This window comes from Paenarthrobacter sp. R1 (assembly GCF_030264015.1).
In the GTDB taxonomy this organism is placed as follows: domain Bacteria; phylum Actinomycetota; class Actinomycetes; order Actinomycetales; family Micrococcaceae; genus Arthrobacter; species Arthrobacter ureafaciens.
In genome coordinates, this window is record NZ_CP127115.1 from 3,981,135 (window position 1) to 3,999,450 (window position 18,316).

General features: G+C 65.0%; 18 protein-coding genes. 14 read left to right on the plus strand and 4 right to left on the minus strand.

Going from position 1 to position 18,316, the window contains the following annotated elements; all coding sequences use genetic code 11:
* Positions 1 to 159: 159 nt before the first annotated feature.
* Together QN084_RS18990 and QN084_RS18995 are read left to right on the plus strand one after the other, a co-directional pair.
* On the plus strand, positions 160 to 1,971 hold the full coding sequence (locus tag QN084_RS18990) for a proline--tRNA ligase (protein WP_062095960.1): 1,812 nt from the start codon (positions 160 to 162) through the stop codon (positions 1,969 to 1,971).
* Positions 1,968 to 2,762 carry a sulfite exporter TauE/SafE family protein gene (locus QN084_RS18995; RefSeq protein WP_062095962.1) on the plus strand — a complete coding sequence of 265 codons (795 nt, stop codon included), beginning with the start codon at positions 1,968 to 1,970 and terminating at the stop codon, positions 2,760 to 2,762. The genes QN084_RS18990 and QN084_RS18995 overlap by 4 nt, the downstream gene beginning before the upstream one ends.
* On the opposite strand, the gene QN084_RS19000 is transcribed toward QN084_RS18995, so the two are convergent.
* The gene (locus QN084_RS19000) at positions 2,759 to 3,766 is read right to left on the minus strand and encodes an aminoglycoside phosphotransferase family protein (RefSeq protein WP_069694505.1); all 1,008 of its coding nucleotides are present in this window, start codon (positions 3,764 to 3,766) and stop codon (positions 2,759 to 2,761) included. The two genes, QN084_RS18995 and QN084_RS19000, sit on opposite strands and share 4 nt — an antisense overlap.
* Positions 3,767 to 3,824: 58 nt before the next feature.
* Entirely contained in the window at positions 3,825 to 4,904 is a 1,080-nt protein-coding gene (locus QN084_RS19005; RefSeq protein ID WP_164888697.1) for a DUF4439 domain-containing protein, read from the minus strand.
* A 117-nt stretch (positions 4,905 to 5,021) separates the two neighbouring features.
* Between QN084_RS19005 and rimP the strand changes: the two genes are divergently transcribed.
* Together rimP and nusA are read left to right on the plus strand one after the other, a co-directional pair.
* Positions 5,022 to 5,633 (plus strand): ribosome maturation factor RimP, encoded by a 612-nt coding sequence (rimP, locus tag QN084_RS19010; RefSeq protein WP_062095970.1) that lies wholly within the window; start codon positions 5,022 to 5,024, stop codon positions 5,631 to 5,633.
* Positions 5,633 to 6,613: a transcription termination factor NusA gene (gene nusA / locus QN084_RS19015; RefSeq protein WP_062095972.1), complete on the plus strand. Its 981-nt coding sequence runs from the start codon at positions 5,633 to 5,635 to the stop codon at positions 6,611 to 6,613. Before rimP ends, nusA begins: the two co-directional genes overlap by 1 nt.
* A gap of 91 nt (positions 6,614 to 6,704) precedes the next feature.
* Here the strand turns inward: nusA and QN084_RS24200 are convergent, their stop codons facing one another.
* Positions 6,705 to 6,923: a hypothetical protein gene (locus QN084_RS24200; RefSeq protein WP_370583593.1), complete on the minus strand. Its 219-nt coding sequence runs from the start codon at positions 6,921 to 6,923 to the stop codon at positions 6,705 to 6,707.
* On the opposite strand from QN084_RS24200, the gene QN084_RS19020 reads away from it, so the two are divergent.
* The 4 genes from QN084_RS19020 to QN084_RS19035 all read left to right on the plus strand — a co-directional run bounded on the left by QN084_RS19020 (position 6,843) and on the right by QN084_RS19035 (position 11,275).
* Positions 6,843 to 7,097 (plus strand): YlxR family protein, encoded by a 255-nt coding sequence (locus QN084_RS19020; protein ID WP_370583585.1) that lies wholly within the window; start codon positions 6,843 to 6,845, stop codon positions 7,095 to 7,097. The genes QN084_RS24200 and QN084_RS19020 overlap by 81 nt on opposite strands.
* Positions 7,098 to 7,249: 152 nt before the next feature.
* Entirely contained in the window at positions 7,250 to 10,132 is a 2,883-nt protein-coding gene (gene infB / locus QN084_RS19025) for a translation initiation factor IF-2 (protein WP_069694506.1), read from the plus strand.
* Positions 10,133 to 10,210: 78 nt separating this feature from the next.
* Positions 10,211 to 10,714 (plus strand): 30S ribosome-binding factor RbfA, encoded by a 504-nt coding sequence (gene rbfA, locus QN084_RS19030; RefSeq protein WP_021472627.1) that lies wholly within the window; start codon positions 10,211 to 10,213, stop codon positions 10,712 to 10,714.
* A 78-nt stretch (positions 10,715 to 10,792) separates the two neighbouring features.
* A complete protein-coding gene (locus tag QN084_RS19035; protein WP_062095976.1) occupies positions 10,793 to 11,275 on the plus strand; it encodes a nucleoside deaminase in 483 nt (160 codons plus the stop codon).
* Between the two features lie 31 nt (positions 11,276 to 11,306).
* On the opposite strand, the gene QN084_RS19040 is transcribed toward QN084_RS19035, so the two are convergent.
* Positions 11,307 to 12,461, minus strand: a complete 1,155-nt coding sequence (locus tag QN084_RS19040; RefSeq protein WP_170828602.1) for a pyridoxal phosphate-dependent aminotransferase — start codon at positions 12,459 to 12,461, stop codon at positions 11,307 to 11,309.
* Between the two features lie 34 nt (positions 12,462 to 12,495).
* Between QN084_RS19040 and truB the strand changes: the two genes are divergently transcribed.
* The 6 genes from truB to QN084_RS19070 all read left to right on the plus strand — a co-directional run bounded on the left by truB (position 12,496) and on the right by QN084_RS19070 (position 18,259).
* Entirely contained in the window at positions 12,496 to 13,461 is a 966-nt protein-coding gene (gene truB / locus QN084_RS19045; RefSeq protein ID WP_043426914.1) for a tRNA pseudouridine(55) synthase TruB, read from the plus strand.
* A 2-nt stretch (positions 13,462 to 13,463) separates the two neighbouring features.
* Positions 13,464 to 13,817 (plus strand): hypothetical protein, encoded by a 354-nt coding sequence (locus QN084_RS19050; protein WP_021472631.1) that lies wholly within the window; start codon positions 13,464 to 13,466, stop codon positions 13,815 to 13,817.
* Position 13,818: 1 nt separating this feature from the next.
* Positions 13,819 to 14,283 (plus strand): hypothetical protein, encoded by a 465-nt coding sequence (locus QN084_RS19055; RefSeq protein ID WP_021472632.1) that lies wholly within the window; start codon positions 13,819 to 13,821, stop codon positions 14,281 to 14,283.
* An 83-nt stretch (positions 14,284 to 14,366) separates the two neighbouring features.
* The gene (locus QN084_RS19060) at positions 14,367 to 15,350 is read left to right on the plus strand and encodes a bifunctional riboflavin kinase/FAD synthetase (RefSeq protein WP_069694508.1); all 984 of its coding nucleotides are present in this window, start codon (positions 14,367 to 14,369) and stop codon (positions 15,348 to 15,350) included.
* A 156-nt stretch (positions 15,351 to 15,506) separates the two neighbouring features.
* Complete coding sequence (gene rpsO, locus QN084_RS19065; RefSeq protein WP_021472634.1) at positions 15,507 to 15,776, plus strand: 30S ribosomal protein S15; 270 nt, start codon at positions 15,507 to 15,509, stop codon at positions 15,774 to 15,776.
* Positions 15,777 to 16,009: 233 nt separating this feature from the next.
* Positions 16,010 to 18,259 carry a polyribonucleotide nucleotidyltransferase gene (locus QN084_RS19070; RefSeq protein WP_021472635.1) on the plus strand — a complete coding sequence of 750 codons (2,250 nt, stop codon included), beginning with the start codon at positions 16,010 to 16,012 and terminating at the stop codon, positions 18,257 to 18,259.
* Positions 18,260 to 18,316: the final 57 nt, after the last annotated feature.

Below are 18,316 nucleotides of genomic sequence, written 5' to 3' on the forward strand. Positions count from 1 at the left end.
TTGAGCCACGCCATTGCAGGATGACCAGCCGGTTCGGCCAGGGGCTTCCAAACGCGAAGGCGTGGCTCATCTGTTTCCACGTTCCAAAGGCGCTCCCGCCAGCCGGTAGATTAGTAGGAGTTCTTTTTGCCCTGCTGCCATAGAAACGGATAAGTACCCGTGGTCCTTCGCCTCTCCCAGTTGTTCCTGCGCACTTTGCGCGAAGATCCCGTCGACGCCGAGGTGGCCAGCCACAAGCTTTTGGTCCGCGCCGGCTACATTCGACGGGCTGCTCCCGGCATCTACACCTGGCTGCCGCTGGGGTTGAGCGTGCTGCGCAAGGTGGAAGAGATCATCCGCCAGGAAATGGCCGCCATCGGCGCCCAGGAAGTGCATTTCCCTGCCCTGCTGCCCCGGGAACCCTATGAGGCCACCAACCGCTGGACCGAGTACGGCGAAGGCCTCTTCCGCCTCCAGGACCGCAAGGGCGCGGACTACCTGCTTGCGCCGACGCACGAAGAGATGTTCACGTTGCTGGTCAAGGACCTGTACTCGTCCTACAAGGACCTGCCGCTGAGCCTCTACCAGATCCAGAACAAGTACCGGGACGAGGCACGTCCGCGGGCCGGCCTGCTGCGCGGGCGCGAGTTCATCATGAAGGACTCCTACTCCTTCGACGTTGACGACGCCGGCCTGGACGCCAGCTACGCCGCCCACCGTGCCGCCTACCTCAAGATCTTCGAGCGCCTGGGCCTGGAAGTTGTTCCGGTAGCGGCCACCGCCGGCGCCATGGGCGGCTCCAAGAGCGAAGAATTCCTCTTCCCCACGGAGATCGGCGAGGACACCTTCGTCCGGTCGGCCGGCGGTTATGCTGCCAACGTCGAAGCAGTCACCACCGTGGTCCCGGCGGAGATCGACTTCACCAACGCCCCGGCTGCCGAGGTGCTGGACACCCCGAATACGCCCACCATCGAAACCCTGGTGGACGCTGCCAACCAGCTCGCTCCCCGGAGCGGGTCCGACGGCGGCGCCTGGACTGCCGCCGACACGCTCAAGAACGTCGTCCTTGCCGTCACCCTGCCCACGGGTGAGCGCCAGATCGTAGTCATCGGCGTCCCCGGCGACCGCGCGGTTGACCTCAAGCGCGTTGAAGCCAATATCGGCGCCTTCCTGCCCATCGGCGGAGAGGTGGGACTCGAAGCTGCCAACGAGGAAGACCTCAAGAAGCTGCCGTGGCTGGTCAAGGGCTACATTGGTCCGGGCCTTTCCCTTGATGAAGCTGTCCTGGGGCTCGAGGGTTCCTCCAAGCTCCTCTACCTGGTGGACCCGCGCGTCGTCTCCGGTACCACCTGGATCACCGGCGCCAACCTGGACGGCAAGCACGTCTTTGGACTCGTTGCCGGCCGCGACTTCACGTGGGACGGCGTCATCGAAAGCACGGAGGTCCGCGCGGGAGATCCCGCTCCGGACGGCTCCGGTCCCTTGGAAACTGCCCGCGGCATCGAGATGGGCCACATCTTCCAGCTCGGCCGCAAGTACGCCGAAGCCCTGGACCTGAAGGTACTGGACCAGAACGGCAAGCAGGTGGTGGTCACCATGGGCTCCTACGGTGTAGGCGTCACGCGTGCCGTGGCTGCCCTCGCCGAGGCCAACCATGACGACCGTGGCCTGGTGTGGCCGCGCTCGGTTGCTCCGGCTGACGTCCACGTTGTGGCTGTAGGCCGCGGTGACGAGATCTTCGAGGCTGCCGGAAAGCTGTCCGCCGAGCTGCAGGACGCCGGGCTGGACGTCATCTTCGACGACCGTCCCAAGGTCTCTCCGGGTGTGAAGTTCGGGGACGCGGAGCTCCTGGGCGTTCCCACCATCCTCGCTGTCGGCCGCGGCCTGGTTGACGGCGTCGTTGAGGTCAAGGACCGCCGCAGCGGCGAGGCTGAAAATGTCCCGGTGGACAAGGCCGTCGATTACGTGGTCAACGCTGTCCGCAGCCGTTGATCTCCGGCTTCGAAGGAATCCAGCTCACCACGCTCATCTTGATTGTGGTGGCTGGATTCGCAGCCGGCTGGGTTGACGCAGTGGTGGGCGGCGGCGGACTGATCCAGTTGCCCGCATTGCTCCTGGTACCGGGGATCACCCCTGTCCAGGCGCTGGCCACCAACAAGATGGGATCCATCTTTGGTACTGCCACCAGCGCGGCCACGTATTACCGACGGGTGGGTCCTGACCTCAGGACGGCCGTTCCCATGGCAGTCATCGCCCTCGCAGGCAGTTTCGGCGGGGCGGTCCTTGCTTCGTCGCTGCCGGCCAGCGTGTTCAAGCCCATCATTGTGCTGGCGCTCATCGCCGTCGCCGTTTTTACTGCCGTGCGCCCGAACGCAGGTGAGTTGACGGCGTTACGCCACGACGGACACAGGCATTACGTCATTGCCTGCCTGATTGGCGGCGTCATCGGTTTCTATGACGGCCTGATCGGACCCGGGACGGGATCGTTCCTGGTCATCGCCTTGGTGTCCGCGCTCGGTTATGCGTTCCTGGAAGCCAGCGCCAAGTCGAAGATCGTCAACATGGCCACCAACGCCGGTGCTCTGCTCTTCTTCCTCCCGCACGGCTCCTTGATGTGGGGCGTGGGCCTCGTCCTGGGGTTCTCCAACATGGCCGGCGGCTACCTCGGAGCCCGCACGGCCGTAGCCAGGGGGAGCCGTTTTGTTCGGCTGGTCTTCCTTGTGGTCGTCGCCGCGCTGGTCATCAAGCTTGGCATCGACGTGTGGAACGAGAACTTCGCCTAGCTCCGGGCCGCTCCTGGAACCGGAAGCTCGTGGGCGCGGGGGAGACCGTCCAGGGTCTTGCCTGCCAGCGTGCTGGCCACCCACAGGGAACGCGCCACGTCGCCGCTGTGGCCGTGTTTTTGGGCATACCACAGGGCGTTTTGGACCTCGCGGGCGATGCTCCACTGCCGGGCGGCCTCGGGATCGAGTCCGGCTGCGATGCTGAACTCCAGGCACCGCTCACGTAATCCCGTCTCCGGGTCTGCGGGCGGCAGGTCCGGGAGCCGGTTCCACAGAACAGGTGCCACGGCAAACTCGGCCTCGCCGATCTGCGGTTGGGGATCGATGGCCAGGTAGCCCTTTCCGTCCTCTGTGGCCAGAATGTTCATGAAATGAAGGTCAGTGTGGACCAGGACGTCCTTGCCTGAGCGGCGGCCCACTGCGCCGCGGGTCTGGCAGACCTCCAGTGCCGCTTCCAGCAGCCAGCGGGGGAAGGGCATGCCCAGGAGTGCCCAGTCCTGCGGGAGCTCATCACTCCATCGCTCGGCAGTCGCTGCAATGTGATCCATGGCCAGCCATTCCGGCCTGTCGTCCGGGGTGATCGACAATCGACGGACGACGTCGGCCCAGACCTCGCGCGCCTGGTCCACCGGTACATCCTGCAGCGACGCCGATGCGTCCAAGCGGTCCAGCAGCATTGCACAGTTCCGGCTGTCCACCTCGAGGAGCCGCACCGCGCCGTTTCCGTTCCAGAGTGCCAGGGCGAGGGGCTCGGCAAGGGCTTCGTCGTGTGGGTAGGCGATCTTCAGGGCTGCCGGCTTGCTGTTGCGGAGAACGGGGATCACCACTGCCCCGTGGCCGTTCCATGGTTGGTTCCCTGGTCCTAGGTCCACTTGGAGGTCCCAGCGGTCCACTGCGCCCCGGATGAGCCCGGGGAGGCTTGCCAGCCAATCCCGCCCGGCGGAGTCGCGGTTGTACCGGGCGTGCAGCTCGCCCGGGATCGGAATCGCAGCGTGTGGTCCCACGTCCTCAGCCTAGCTCCCGCACCCGGGTTGTTGCCGTTCCTGGCCGGGACACGCCCCGCTAATTGCCCGCCGCGGTGGGAGCAGGCGTCGGCAGTGCAGGCAGGTCCTCAACGTCCACCGCCAGGCCCGGCAGCGCGGGCCCCGCAGCACCCCAGGCCAGGGCGCGCCGTGTGGCTGCCATCAGGGCTTCGGCGGCCCACGCCCGGGTCCGTCCGTCGGAGAGGGCGATCAGGTCACCAAACGCGGGCAGGGAGCCGATTTCCATCGTGCCCAGGGCGGCGGCAGGGTCCTCCGTGAAGTGCTCGCCGAGGCGGTAGCCTGCCTCGCGCCGGGGAACATCCGCGCAGTTGGCACGCGTCAGCAGCTCGGCTTCCTTGAGCAGTTGCTGATGTGCCTCCAAGGACTTCGCGGCTTCGCTTGCCTCCGCCTCCGGGAGCCGCTTCAGTGCTACCTGATAGACGTAGACCGATTCGTGTTCCAACCGCACGGCAGCAGCCAAGGCCGACGCCGTGGTCGCGGCGGCCGGATCCGTCGCAGGGCCGGCCGATGCGCAGGCCGCGTCCTGTCCGCCGGAGTCCGAAGCAGCGGGCACTGGAGAACCAGGGGGAACTGGAGAAGCAGCGGGTCCTGCAGGAGCGGGGGCGGGCAGCTTGAGCCGGGCTGCGATTCTTTCGGCTTCCAGGACCTGGGCGGTTCCGACGGCGGCCAGCAGCCGGGACGTCCCGCCGTCGGCCTTCTCTGCATCGCGGAGGCGCTGTCCTCCGCTGGCGGAAAGGCGGGTAACCACGTCAGCCGGGGTGTCCGGGTCCGTAACGCCGGCCCGTGTCGGGGATTCCACGGGTGGACGGTCCCCGGCCTTCAGCAGGGCCCGCGCATGGGTTGTCAGCAATGTCACAGCGTCGGCCAGCGCGGTATCCGCAGCGTTGCTTCCTTGCGCGTCCACCAGCCGGCCGGCGGATTCCCGCAGGGCTACCGCGTCTTCATAGGCGGCCGCGCGTGCACTTTCAGAAAACGGAACCGGCTCAGGATCCCCGGAATCCCGCGGAAGGATGACCATTCCGGTAGCGGCCACCAGCAGCGCAACCAAGCCAACGAGCACGATGCGCGGCCAATGACGCGGCGTCTTTTTTGGGCTCATCAGCTTGTTCACAAATCACCATGGTGTCATGCGGCGGGTGAAGCCGGTGCACCATGTTGCCGCGAAAATCGTTAGGCTAGTAGTCACAACAACATCTATCGGGAGGCGGCGGGCAGCGTGAGTGACTCGGAAGCCACTACTTCAACAGACCGTGCTGGCACGGACTCATCGGCCACCGTCCACAACCCGGAAGAAAGCAGGCTCAAGGCCCTGCTGGAGCCGGCTGTCCTGGCCAACAGGCTCTACCTTGAGGACGTCTCCATCCATGTCGCCGGTTCGCACCGGACCGTTCATGTGGTGGTGGACCTGCCCCAGGAGGAGACCGGCGGCGTCAGCCTTGACGCGATCGCCGATGTGTCCCGTGGGCTGTCCGATATCCTTGACAACGATCCCCACGACGACGGCCGTCCCTATGACCTCGAAGTGTCCTCGCCCGGCGTCGGACGCCCGTTGACCGAACCGCGGCATTGGCACCGCGCACGTGGCCGCATGGTCAAGGTCAACGTCATCCAGGGAGAAAACATCCTCGGGCGCATCGCATCCGTGGATGATTCGGGTGTGACCCTTATCCCCGAGCACGAGGTAAAGAAGGGCATGAAGCCCAAGCAGGGTGACCCCATCACTATTCCTTTCGACAGGATCCGCCAAGGAAAAGTCGAGATTGAATTCAGCCACCTCCAGGAGGCCGGGCTGGCAGACGAACACAATGGACCTTCCGAGGAGGCCTAATGGATATTGACATGAGCGCACTGAGACTTCTGGAGCGTGAGCGTGAAATCCCGCTGGACCTCCTGATCCCCACCATCGAGCAGGCGCTCCTGGTGGCCTACCACAAGACGCCCGGCGCCTTCGAACGGGCCCGCGCAGAGCTTGACCGCAAGAGCGGGCACGTGACCATCTGGGCAACCGAAATCGACGACGACGGCGAGGCCGTTGGCGAGTTCGAGGACACCCCTGCCGGGTTCGGCCGTATTGCGGCCAGCACCGCACGCCAGATCATCCTCCAGCGCCTTCGCGACGTCGAGGACGACAACGTTCTTGGTGAGTTCAAGGGCCGTGAGGGCGAACTCGTGGCCGGCATGATCCAGCAGGGCAACAACCCGCACATGATCCAGGTCAACCTGGGCACGGTGGAGGCTTTGCTGCCGCCGCCCGAACAGGTTCCGGGGGAGAAGTACCTGCACGGAAGCCGCTTGCGTGCCTTCGTCGTCGATGTGCACCGTGGCGCCAAGGGTCCGTCCATCACCCTGTCCCGTTCGCACCCCGGATTGGTCCGCAAGCTCTTCGAAATGGAAGTTCCGGAGATCGCTGACCGTTCCGTGGAGATCGTGGCACTCGCCCGCGAAGCCGGGCACCGGACCAAGATTGCAGTCAAGGCCAACGCCCCCGGCGTCAACGCCAAGGGTGCGTGCATCGGCGAGATGGGCTCCCGTGTCCGCGCGGTCATGACCGAGCTGAACGACGAAAAAATCGACATCGTCGACTACAGCGAGGATCCCGCAACGTTCATTGCGAACTCGTTGTCGCCGTCGAGGGTGAGTTCGGTCACCATCACTGATGAGGCCACGCGTTCGGCACGTGTGGTTGTGCCGGACTACCAGCTGTCACTGGCCATCGGCAAGGAGGGCCAGAATGCGCGGCTCGCCGCCAAGCTGACCGGCTGGCGGATCGACATCGTGTCCGACGCCGCCGGCACTAAAACTGACTGAATAAGGCCTGTGCCGTGAGCCCCCGCCATTCCCGGCGGGGGCTCCGGTTTCGGCTGTCAGGAGCAGGGGGCTAGAATAGATGGAACCGGGCTTACGTCCGGTATCCGTTCGTAGAGGTGCGTAAGGCAGGTTGGGACACATAGTGGCTGAACTGCCCGGACATGGCCCTGGCCCTGTCCGCACCTGCATTGGATGCCGGAAGCAAGGCTCCCGGTCCGAGCTCCTCCGGCTGGTCGCCCAAGGCAACGGTTCGTCCGTTGTCGTAGTGGATGAACGACGCCGGATGGCCGGCAGGGGTGCGTGGCTGCACCCCGACGAAAAGTGCCTGGCATTGGCGATCAAGCGGCGCGCTTTCGGAAGGGCCCTTGCGGGCGCTGCCGAAACGACCGCCGTCGAACGCTATTTCATGCCGGGTATGCCACTTGCGGAGGCCCCGGCCTCCGCAGGAAAACCGTCCAAACCTGAAAGCGGGTCAGAAATCTGATGGAAACCCGATGAGTTCCCAGCGATGAGTGCGTAACGATGACAACTTTGTTGCGCTCTGCAATGGGCCTGTCCGCCGTGGAAGCGGTAAGGGCCCGCAGTAAGAAGTAGACGGTTCGTGCCTGGCTCGGTGCGGACCGAGACAGGAGAAATGTGGCCAAGGTCCGCGTACATGAGCTCGCCAAAGAGCTCGGTATTACTTCCAAAGATGCAGTAACCAAACTGCAGGAATTGGGCGAATTCGTTCGCTCCGCCTCTTCCACCATTGAGGCCCCCGTCGTGAAGAAGCTTCGCGACGCTTTCCCGGGTGCCGGCGCTGCAAAGTCCGCCGCCCCCTCAGCTGCACCTGCAGCACGTCCCTCAACACCGGCAGCATCCCGTCCGGCTGCGCCGACTCCGGGACCTGCAGCACCGAAGGCTCCGGCTGCTCCGGCTCCGGCAGCTCCGGCTGCCTCCACGTCTGCTCCGGCGGCGCCCGCGGCTCCGGCTGCATCCACTCCGGCTGCATCCGCTCCGTCTGCGGCAAAGCCCGGTGCCCGGCCTGCTCCAAAGTCGGACTCGTCCTCTGCCCGTCCGGGTGGACAGGCACCCCGTCCGGGCGGTCCGCGTCCGGGCAACAACCCCTTCGCTACGTCCCAGGGCATGCCCCGCGGCCGTGGTGGCGATGGTGAACGTCCGCCGCGTCCGGGCAACAACCCCTTTGCAACGTCCCAGGGCATGCCCCGTCCGGGTGGCCGCACTGACGGCGAGCGTTCCGGCGGTCCCCGCCCCGCAGCAGGCGCCGGCGGTCCCCGTCCGGCAGCCGGTTCCGGTGGTCCCCGTCCCGCTGCAGGCTCAGGCGGTCCGCGTCCGGGTGCTCCGCGCCCCGGCGCTCCCCGTCCCGGTGCTCCCCGTCCCGGCGGCGGCCCTGGCGGAAACCGTCCTACTCCGGGCATGATGCCCAACCGCACTGAGCGTCCGGCTCCCACCGGGGGTCGCCCGGGTGGTCCGGGTCGTCCGGGTGGTCCGGGCCGTCCCGGCGGCGGACCCGGTGGCGGCACCGGTGGCGGAGCTCCCGCCGGCGGTGGCTTCGGCAAGGGTGGCCGCGGTCGCGGTGGTACCCAGGGTGCGTTCGGCAAGGGCGGCGCAGGCCGTGGCAAGCAGCGTAAGTCGAAGCGCGCAAAGCGCCAGGAACTGGAGCAGATGAGCGCTCCGTCGCTGGGCGGCGTCACCGTACCCCGCGGCGACGGCGAAACGATCATCCGCTTGCGTCGTGGTTCCTCCATCACTGACTTCGCAGAGAAGATTGATGCAAACCCCGCCTCGCTGGTGACGGTTCTGTTCCACCTCGGCGAGATGGCTACGGCAACGCAGTCCTTGGACGAGGACACCTTCGCCCTGCTCGGCGAGGAACTCGGCTACAAGCTGCAGGTTGTCTCTCCGGAAGACGAGGAGCGCGAACTCCTCGACTCGTTCGACATCGACCTCCAGGGTGAACTGGATGCCGAAGGTGACGACGTCCTTGAGCCGCGTGCACCCGTTGTTACGGTCATGGGCCACGTTGATCACGGTAAGACCCGCCTCCTGGACGCCATCCGCAACTCCAATGTTGTGGCCGGCGAACACGGCGGCATCACCCAGCACATCGGTGCTTACCAGATCAGCCACGTCCACGAGGGCACTGCCCGCGACATCACGTTCATTGACACCCCGGGTCACGAGGCCTTCACGGCCATGCGTGCCCGTGGTGCCAAGGTCACCGACATCGCGATCCTGGTTGTCGCAGCCGATGACGGCGTCATGCCGCAGACGGTTGAAGCGCTCAACCACGCCCAGGCGGCCGGTGTGCCGATCGTTGTGGCCGTGAACAAGATCGACAAGGAAGGCGCCAACCCGGACAAGGTCAAGGGCCAGCTCACCGAGTACGGCCTGGTTCCCGAAGAATACGGTGGCGACACCATGTTCGTTGAGGTCTCTGCACGCCAGAACCTGAACATCGACGAACTGATCGACGCTGTCCTGCTGACGGCCGACGCCGCCTTGGACCTGCGTGCCAACCCGGACAAGGACGCTCGAGGCATTGCCATCGAAGCGAACCTGGACAAGGGCCGCGGTGCGGTTGCCACCGTCCTGGTGCAGTCCGGAACCTTGGCTGTCGGAGACACGATCGTCGCCGGTACCGCGCACGGCCGCGTCCGCGCCATGTTCGACGAGAACGGCGAGGCACTGGACGTTGCGCTGCCGTCCCGTCCGGTCCAGGTCCTCGGTTTGTCCAACGTACCGCGTGCAGGTGACACCTTCCTGGTGACGCCGGACGAGCGTACGGCCCGCCAGATCGCCGAGAAGCGGGAAGCCGCGGACCGCAACGCCGCACTGGCCAAGCGCCGCAAGCGCATCAGCCTCGAAGACTTCGACCAGGCTGTTGCCGAAGGCAAGATCGACACCCTCAACCTCATCCTCAAGGGTGACGTTTCCGGTGCCGTGGAAGCCCTCGAAGATGCCTTGCTCAAGATCGACGTCGGCGACGACGACGTTCAGCTCCGCGTCATCCACCGCGGTGTGGGTGCCATCACGCAGAATGACGTCAACCTGGCGACGGTGGACAACGCCATCATCATCGGCTTCAACGTCAAGCCTGCCGAGCGTGTGGCCGAACTGGCCGACCGCGAAGGCGTGGACATGCGCTTCTACTCCGTCATCTACGCAGCAATCGATGACATCGAGATGGCCCTCAAGGGCATGCTCAAGCCGGAGTACGAGGAAGTCCAGCTCGGTACCGCCGAGGTTCGCGAAGTCTTCCGTTCTTCCAAGTTCGGAAACATCGCCGGCTCGATCGTCCGTACGGGCATCATCCGCCGTAACGCCAAGGCACGCGTCAGCCGTGACGGCAAGGTCATCGGTGACAACCTCACCGTTGAGACCCTCAAGCGGTTCAAGGACGACGCCACCGAAGTCCGCAGCGACTTCGAGTGTGGTATCGGTCTTGGCTCGTACAACGACATCGCCGAAGGCGACATCATCGAGACCTTCGAGATGCGCGAGAAGCCGCGCGTCTAAGGTTCCGTTGGAGCGGGTCCGCCGGGATTATCCCGGCGGACCCGTTCCGTTCCCGTTACTACTTTCCAGGAGGAAGTCATGGCTGATCCGGCACGCGCTGCCAAATTGGCACAGCGGATTAAGGTCGTGGTTGCCGAGGCCCTCGGGCGTCGGGTCAAGGATCCGCGCGTCGAGTCCGTCACCGTCACCGACGCCCGCGTCACCAATGATCTGCAGCATGCCACGGTGTACTACACCGTGTTCGGCGACGAGGTTGCACAGTCCGATGCCGCAAAGGCCTTGGAGAAGGCCAAAGGCGTACTGCGGCAGGAAGTCGGCCGCAACATCACCGTGCGCCTGACGCCTACCCTCGAGTTCGTTGCCGACCAGATCCCGGTCAACGCCTCGAACCTCGAGGAGCTCCTGCGCGAAGCCAAGCGCCGTGATGCTGAGCTTGCCGCATTGCGCGCCAGCGCCAAGCACGCAGGCGAGGCAGACCCGTACAAGAGCGATTCAGCGCACGACGTTGACGAAGACGATTTCGACGAAGAGGACATTGACCTCACCGACGATGACGACGTGGACGAAGACGGCAACCGCTAGGACTGTCTCAATGAAAATGCCTCCGGGACCTTGTACCCCGGGGGCATTTTTCGGCTCTGCACTCGCTAGGATCGAGGCATGCCAGCGCACAGCGAAGAACAACGCAACGAGTACCTTGAACAGGCCATCCGGTTGGCGATCAGGAACGTCTCCGACGGCGGTGGCCCTTTCGGTGCCGTGGTGGTCACTCCGGACGGGGCTGTTCATGAAGGCGTCAACCGCGTGACCTTGGACAACGATCCCACGGCGCACGCCGAAGTCGTGGCCATCCGTCGCGCGGCGGCTGATACGGCGAATTTCGACCTCACCGGTTCCGTGCTCTACGCAAGCTGCGAACCCTGTCCGCTGTGCCTGTCGGCGACGTTGTGGGCGAGGATCGGGAACGTCTATTACGCAGCGGACCGCCACGGCGCGGCGCGTGCTGGCTTTGACGATGCCCTCTTCTATGAATACTTTGCCGGTACCCGTCCCGAGCTGCTGCCGGTGGAGCACACCCCGCTGACGGCGTCAGATTCCCCGTTCGAGGCGTGGCGGAACTACGCGGGGCGGGTCGACTACTGACGCCGCTGCGCTCCGCCGTCGGGCACCCGCCTCAGGCCTTGGCGGGAAGCCGTCCGACGCCGTCGAGCAGGTCCTGTTGCTTGCCGCACAGCGCGATGCGGATCCAGCCTTCGCCGATCGACCCGAAGGCTGTGCCCGGGGCGAAAGCCACGCCGGATGAGGCCAGGAAAGCGCGGGTCCACGCCCGGACGTCCCCGCCGCTGACGTGCGAGACATCCGCCCAGAGATAGAAAGCTCCCTGCGCCCCCAGGAACGGTATGCCCTTCGCTGCGAGGATGGCCGAGGCGGCGTCACGGTTGCTACGGTAATGTTCGCGGGCGGTGTCGACGTAGTCCTGGGGCCCGGTCAGCGCCGCGAGGGCCGCGTACTGGGATGGCGACGCCACGCAGGAGACGATCGACTCCATCACGTTGTTCATCAGCTTCTCCATGCGCGGGGGACACACCAAGGCGCCGATGCGCAGGCCTGTCAGTCCGTACGTCTTGGACAACGTCAGCGACGTGAAAACGCGTGCCTGGCCCGGGACATCGCTATCGAAGCGTGCGGGACTGACATGCGGGACGTCGAAGGTGAACGCTTCGTAGCACTCATCGGAAATAATCCAGAGATCGTGCCGTACGGCCAGGTCAACCAGCTGGCGCATGGTGTCTTCCTGGATGACGGCGCCCAGCGGATTCGACGGCGAGTTGAGCATCAGCACTTTGGTCCGCGGGGTGATGAGCGCTTCGATATCCGTGATGTGCGGCTGGAAGTCGTTCTCCGGGTAGAGCGGGTATTCGACCGGCACGGCATGGAGGAGGCGGCTGGTCATGGCGAAGGTGGGGTACCCGGGATTCGGGATCAGGATTTCATCGCCGGGGGAGAGCAGCATGCTCATCACGAAGTGCAGGCCCTGCTGCGCCCCGTCCACGACGTAGACCCGCTCGGATCCCAAGGCTACGTGCTGCGTTTCGCGGAAACGTGCGGCAAACGCCTCCCGCAGGGCGGGGATCCCTGCGTTGGGCGTGTAGTTGGTCTCGTCACGATCCAGGCACGCCATGCCCGCCCCGATCACATGCCTTGCCAGCGGGAAACCGGGTTCGCCGATGCTCAGCACCACCGCCCCGGGAATGGCCCAGGCCGCCTCGGTGATTTCGCGGATCTGGTTGACGGGGACATCGCGGACGTGCTCGGCAAGCTGGGGCATGGGAGCCATCCTAGCCACCGATATACTGGTAAGCGTGCTTTCTGGACTGGTGATCGTTGACAAACCGCAGGGATGGACCAGCCACGATGTGGTTGGCCGGATGCGGCGGCTGGCAGGTACCCGGAAAGTGGGGCACGCGGGCACGCTCGATCCCATGGCCACGGGTGTCCTTGTCCTTGGCATCAATAAGGCCACGCGGCTCCTGACGTACATCGTGGGTACCTCCAAGACCTACACGGCCACCATCCGACTGGGCGAAACCACTATCACCGACGACGCCGAGGGCGACGTTACCGAGGCGCGGACCGCCGTCGACGTCACCGATGCCGCCATCGCTGCCGGCGTCTCGGCCCTGACCGGCCCCATCCAGCAGGTGCCCAGCAGCGTCAGCGCCATTAAGGTCAACGGCGAACGGTCCTACGCCCGCGTCCGCTCCGGCGAGGAAGTCAAGCTTGCCGCCCGTCCGGTGACCATCCATCGCTTCGATGTCCACGGCATCGAAAGGATCGACGGCGGCAGGGTAGTGGACGTCGACGTCACGGTCGAATGCTCGTCCGGCACGTACATCCGGGCCTTGGCGCGGGACCTGGGAAATGCGCTCGGGGTCGGGGGCCACCTGACGAAGCTTCGGCGGACCCAGGTTGGCCCGTACACGATCGACCAGGCACGGACACTGGAACAGCTTGCCGAAGACCTTGAGGTTCTGGAGATGTCCGCCGCGGCACGGTCGCTGATGCCCAACCGCGACCTGAGCGAAGACGAGGCAACGGAGATTTCCTTCGGTCGCCGCATCGCCGCCGGACCCGGCGCGGGGACCCCGGAGGCTGCCACGGTGGAGAATCCCGCCGCGGCCTTCGCGCCGTCGGGCGAACTGGTTGCCCTCCTGGCGGACACGGGAGCCTTTGCGAAGCCGGTGCTGGTCTTCGCGCCGGGAACCGGGGCTGCGGCCCCGGCGGCCCCGGCTGCTGCCCCTGACGCGGGAACGGAGAGCAACAACTGACTATGGACGGATACTTTTACTCCATCCTCATAGTGGGCCTCATCTCCACGATCATGTGTGTTGTGGCCGGCCTGATGAAAAAGGCGCCCAACGACGCCACAATTTTCTCCGTCCTCGCCGTGGAGCTTGCCCTGTTGGTCTACCTGGTGGGTTCCATCGTGCGGGTGGCCATGGGGGAACAGATCGCGGGCGAGCCCTGGGAGTTCTGGGGCTACCTCGCAACAGCCCTCATAGTTCCCGTAGGCGCTGTGTACTGGTCCATCCTGGAACGCACCCGCTGGAGCAACTTTGTCCTGGCCGCCGTGGGCGTCACGGCTTTGGTGATGGCTGCCCGCATGAACCAGATCTGGTACTGACATGAAGGAAGAACACATCGTGGCTGGAGTAGAGTCCGAAACCGCCGGAACCGGTCAGAAGGACACCCGTAACACCGGCCCAGGACGGTTGTTGATTGCCGTGTACGGGGTCTTTGCCCTCTCGGCGACGGCGCGTGCGGGCTACCAGATCGCTACCAAGTTTGCCGAAGCTCCGCTGGCCCATCTGTTGTCGGCGTTTGCCGCCGTCGTGTACATCGTGGCCACCGTATCGCTCGCCAAGCCGGGACGGACCTGGTTCAAGGTTTCGCTGGCCGCTGTCCTCGTTGAACTTATCGGGGTGCTGGTAGTGGGCGCGATGAGCCTGTTCGATCCCGTGGCCTTCCCGCATGACACCGTGTGGTCGGTCTTCGGACGCGGCTACGGCTTCGTGCCGCTCGTGCTGCCCATCCTGGGACTGCTGTGGCTGAACCGGCGCAGGCCGTCGGATTCTCCGTCCCGGGCCTGAGGCGTATTGCGGGTAACCTTAGATTGTTCCGGCGCCGGATGGTTGCCGGGTGCAACGAAAATCAGCAGTAAAAGGCGAGGTTGATGGTCCACATTTGGAACGATCCCACCGAGGTCCCGCGCGACTTCGGCCCAACAGTCGTTACCATCGGCAACTTTGACGGCGTTCATCGCGGTCATCAGCATGTCCTCGCGCAAGTCACGCAGACCGCCCGGCGGCACAATATCCCCGCAGTGGCAGTGACGTTCGATCCCCACCCGGCGCAGGTCCACCGTCCGGAGTCTGCCCCCGAGCTGATCATGGGACTGCAGGACAAGCTTGAGGCTTTGGGCTCCACCGGCTTGGATGCGGTGTTGGTGATGAAGTACACCTTGGACCTCGCCGCCATGACCCCGCTGGAATTCGTGCGGGACGTGCTGGCGGAAGGCCTTCATGCCGAACATGTGGTGGTGGGCCACGACCTCCGCTTCGGTGCAGGTAACGGCGGAGACGTCGGCACCATGCAAGAGCTGGGGGAGAAACTGGGGTTCAGCGTCCAGGTAGTCAACGAGTTCGGAGCCGGCGGCTTCCCCCTCCATCACGACGGCGACGCGGACCGCCGGTGCTCCTCGACGTGGGTGCGCGAAGCGTTGTCGCAAGGCGACGTCGTCACCGCCGCAGCGGTCCTGGGGCGCCCGCACCGTATGCGCGGCGAGGTCGTCCATGGTGCCGCGCGGGGCCGCGACCTCGGTTTTCCTACCGCGAACCTGTCCCATGATTCCACCGGGTACGTTCCCGCCGACGGCATCTACGCCGGCTGGCTGATCGATGAGTCCGGGACCCGTTGGCCCGCAGCGATCTCCGTCGGTTCCAATCCCACGTTCGACGGGGTGAGCCGCCAGGTGGAGGCCCACGTGATAGACCGCCCCCGGGAAGCGGTGGAGGACTTCGACCTTTACGGGCAAACGGTGGCGGTGGAATTCACCCGGCGGCTGCGGGGCATGGTGGCCTACCAAGGGCCGGAAGCCCTGGTGGAACAAATGAACCTCGACGTCGCCCAAGCGCACGAGTTGCTGGTGCGGGGTTAGCGCTTTCGACAACAACACTGCCCTGCCGGTAAACTGATGAGTGGTTCCGGCCGCAGTCCGTGGCAGCTGGACCTGTTTTTGTGTGCGGCGACGCACCCAAGACAACCCGCCAGCGAAGTGTTGGGCGGGAAGCACGGCACAACTCTAGGAGTTCACGTGGCACTTGACGCCGCTGTAAAGCAGTCCATCATCAAGGAATACGCAACCTCTGAAGGCGACACCGGTTCGCCCGAGGTACAGGTTGCGGTCCTGACTCAGCGGATCAAGGATCTGACTGAGCACATGAAGCAGCACAAGCACGACTTCCACACCCAGCGCGGTCTCCTCGCCCTGGTTGGTCGCCGCAAGCGCATGCTTTCCTACCTGAAGGACACCGACATCGCCCGCTACCGTTCGCTCATCGAGCGTCTCGGCCTGCGCCGCTAGTCTGCCTTGGCGGCCCGGTCCTTCGCGGAGCGGGCCGCTTTCTTCACCACAATTAAAAACAGGAATCAACCGCATCGCGCATTCGCGGTCCTCGGTAGTGATTCCCGGGAGGGGCGTCGTTTGACGCTGCAGCCCGTGGATCTCGATCGATGACCGGGTGTCGTACAGGCCAGTAATAAAGAAGAGGCCTGGGTTGGTGCGGCGACTTCCGCCAACAGAAACGGAGGTGACCCATGGAGGGTCCCGAAATCCAGTTCTCAGAAGCCACAATCGACAACGGCCGCTTCGGCAAGCGCGTTATCCGCTTCGAAACCGGCCGCCTCGCCAAGCAGGCTGCCGGCGCGTCGATGGTGTACATCGACGACGACACCGCGCTTCTCTCCGCAACCACCGCAGGCAAGCAGCCGCGCGAAGGTTTCGACTTCTTCCCGCTGACCGTTGACGTCGAAGAGCGCATGTACGCTGCCGGACGCATCCCGGGTTCGTTCTTCCGCCGCGAAGGCCGTCCTTCCACGGAAGCCATCCTGGCCTGCCGCCTGATGGACCGCCCGCTGCGCCCGGCCTTCGTCAAGGGGCTCCGCAACGAGGTTCAGATCGTCGTTACCGTCCTGGCCATCAACCCGGATGAGCTCTACGACGTCGTTGCCATCAACGCTTCTTCCATGTCCACGCAGCTGTCCGGCCTGCCGTTCTCCGGTCCGATCGGCGGCGTCCGCGTTGCGCTCATCGCCGACGAGCAGGGTTCCCAGTGGGTGGCCTTCCCCAAGCACTCCCAGCTTGAGAACGCCGTCTTCAACATGGTTGTTGCCGGCCGCGTAGCCGGTGACGACGTCGCCATCATGATGGTCGAGGCAGAAGCCACGGACAACTCCTGGGACCTCATCAAGGAACAGGGCGCTACCGCTCCCACCGAAGAGGTTGTCTCCGAGGGCCTTGAGGCTGCCAAGCCGTTCATCAAGGCACTGTGCGATGCGCAGGCAGACCTGGCAGCCCGCGCTGCCAAGCCGACCGTTGAGTTCCCCGTCTTCCTTGACTACCAGGACGACGCTTACGCCGCTGTCGAGGCCGCTGCGGCCGAGAAGCTCGCCGCCGTCTTCCAGATCGCGGACAAGCAAGAACGCGACAACGCCTCCGACGAACTCAAGGACGAAGTCCTGGGCTCGCTCGCCGGCGAATTCGAAGGCCGCGAGAAGGAACTGTCCGCAGCATTCCGTTCGGTCACCAAGCACGTCGTCCGCCAGCGCATCCTGAAGGACCAGATCCGCATCGACGGCCGTGGCCTGACGGACATCCGCCAGCTGACCGCCGAGGTTGAAGTTCTGCCCCGCGTGCACGGTTCGGCCATCTTCGAGCGCGGCGAGACCCAGATCATGGGTGTCACCACGCTGAACATGCTGAAGATGGAACAGCAGATCGATTCGTTGTCGCCGGTGACGCGCAAGCGCTACATGCACAACTACAACTTCCCGCCGTACTCCACCGGTGAAACCGGCCGCGTGGGTTCCCCGAAGCGCCGCGAAATCGGCCACGGTGCACTCGCTGAGCGCGCCCTGGTTCCGGTCCTGCCCAGCCGCGAGGAATTCCCGTACGCCATCCGCCAGGTATCCGAGGCCCTTGGCTCCAACGGTTCCACCTCCATGGGCTCGGTGTGTGCTTCGACGCTCTCCATGCTGAACGCCGGCGTGCCGCTGAAGGCTCCCGTGGCAGGCATTGCCATGGGCCTCGTTTCGGACCAGGTTGACGGCCAGACCCGCTACGCAGCCTTGACCGATATCCTCGGTGCCGAAGACGCCTTCGGCGACATGGACTTCAAGGTTGCCGGTACCTCCGAGTTCGTCACGGCCATCCAGCTGGACACCAAGCTCGACGGTATCCCGGCATCGGTCCTGGCAGCAGCCCTGAAGCAGGCCCGCGAAGCCCGCCTCCACATCCTCGAGGTCATCAACGCCGCGATCGACACCCCGGACGAGCTCTCCGAGTTCGCACCGCGCGTCATCGCCGTGAAGATCCCCGTGGACAAGATCGGTGAAGTCATCGGCCCCAAGGGCAAGATGATCAACCAGATCCAGGAAGACACCGGCGCGGATATCTCCATCGAGGACGACGGCACGGTCTACATCGGCGCGACGAACGGCCCGTCTGCAGACGCAGCACGCTCGGCTATCAATGCCATCGCCAACCCGCAGGTTCCCGAGGTCGGCGAACGCTACCTGGGCACCGTGGTGAAGACCACCACGTTCGGCGCTTTTGTCTCCTTGACTCCGGGCAAGGACGGCCTCCTGCACATCTCCGAACTCCGCAAGCTGGCCAACGGCAAGCGTGTGGACAACGTTGATGATGTTGTTTCCGTGGGCCAGAAGGTCCAGGTTGAGATCACCAAGATCGACGACCGCGGCAAGCTCTCCCTCTCCCCGGTTGTGGCCGAGGAAGAAGCAGCTTCCGGCGACGCACCGGCGGAGACCGCTGAAGAGTCCGCAGAGTAGTCTGCAAGCAGTACCCTGAAAGGGCCGGTGGGCCGTAAAGTCCACCGGCCCTTCCGG

What these genes read in the sequence shown, in the direction of transcription:
- QN084_RS19035 (WP_062095976.1), top strand. Translation starts at nt 10,793, where the DNA reads ATGCCAGCGCACAGCGAAGAACAACGCAACGAGTACCTTGAACAGGCC.
- nusA (WP_062095972.1), top strand. Translation starts at nt 5,633, where the DNA reads ATGGATATTGACATGAGCGCACTGAGACTTCTGGAGCGTGAGCGTGAA.
- rbfA (WP_021472627.1), top strand. Translation starts at nt 10,211, where the DNA reads ATGGCTGATCCGGCACGCGCTGCCAAATTGGCACAGCGGATTAAGGTC.
- QN084_RS19055 (WP_021472632.1), top strand. Translation starts at nt 13,819, where the DNA reads ATGAAGGAAGAACACATCGTGGCTGGAGTAGAGTCCGAAACCGCCGGA.
- QN084_RS19005 (WP_164888697.1), bottom strand. Translation starts at nt 4,904, where the DNA reads ATGAGCCCAAAAAAGACGCCGCGTCATTGGCCGCGCATCGTGCTCGTT.
- QN084_RS19070 (WP_021472635.1), top strand. Translation starts at nt 16,010, where the DNA reads ATGGAGGGTCCCGAAATCCAGTTCTCAGAAGCCACAATCGACAACGGC.
- QN084_RS19060 (WP_069694508.1), top strand. Translation starts at nt 14,367, where the DNA reads ATGGTCCACATTTGGAACGATCCCACCGAGGTCCCGCGCGACTTCGGC.
- QN084_RS19050 (WP_021472631.1), top strand. Translation starts at nt 13,464, where the DNA reads ATGGACGGATACTTTTACTCCATCCTCATAGTGGGCCTCATCTCCACG.
- QN084_RS19040 (WP_170828602.1), bottom strand. Translation starts at nt 12,461, where the DNA reads ATGCCCCAGCTTGCCGAGCACGTCCGCGATGTCCCCGTCAACCAGATC.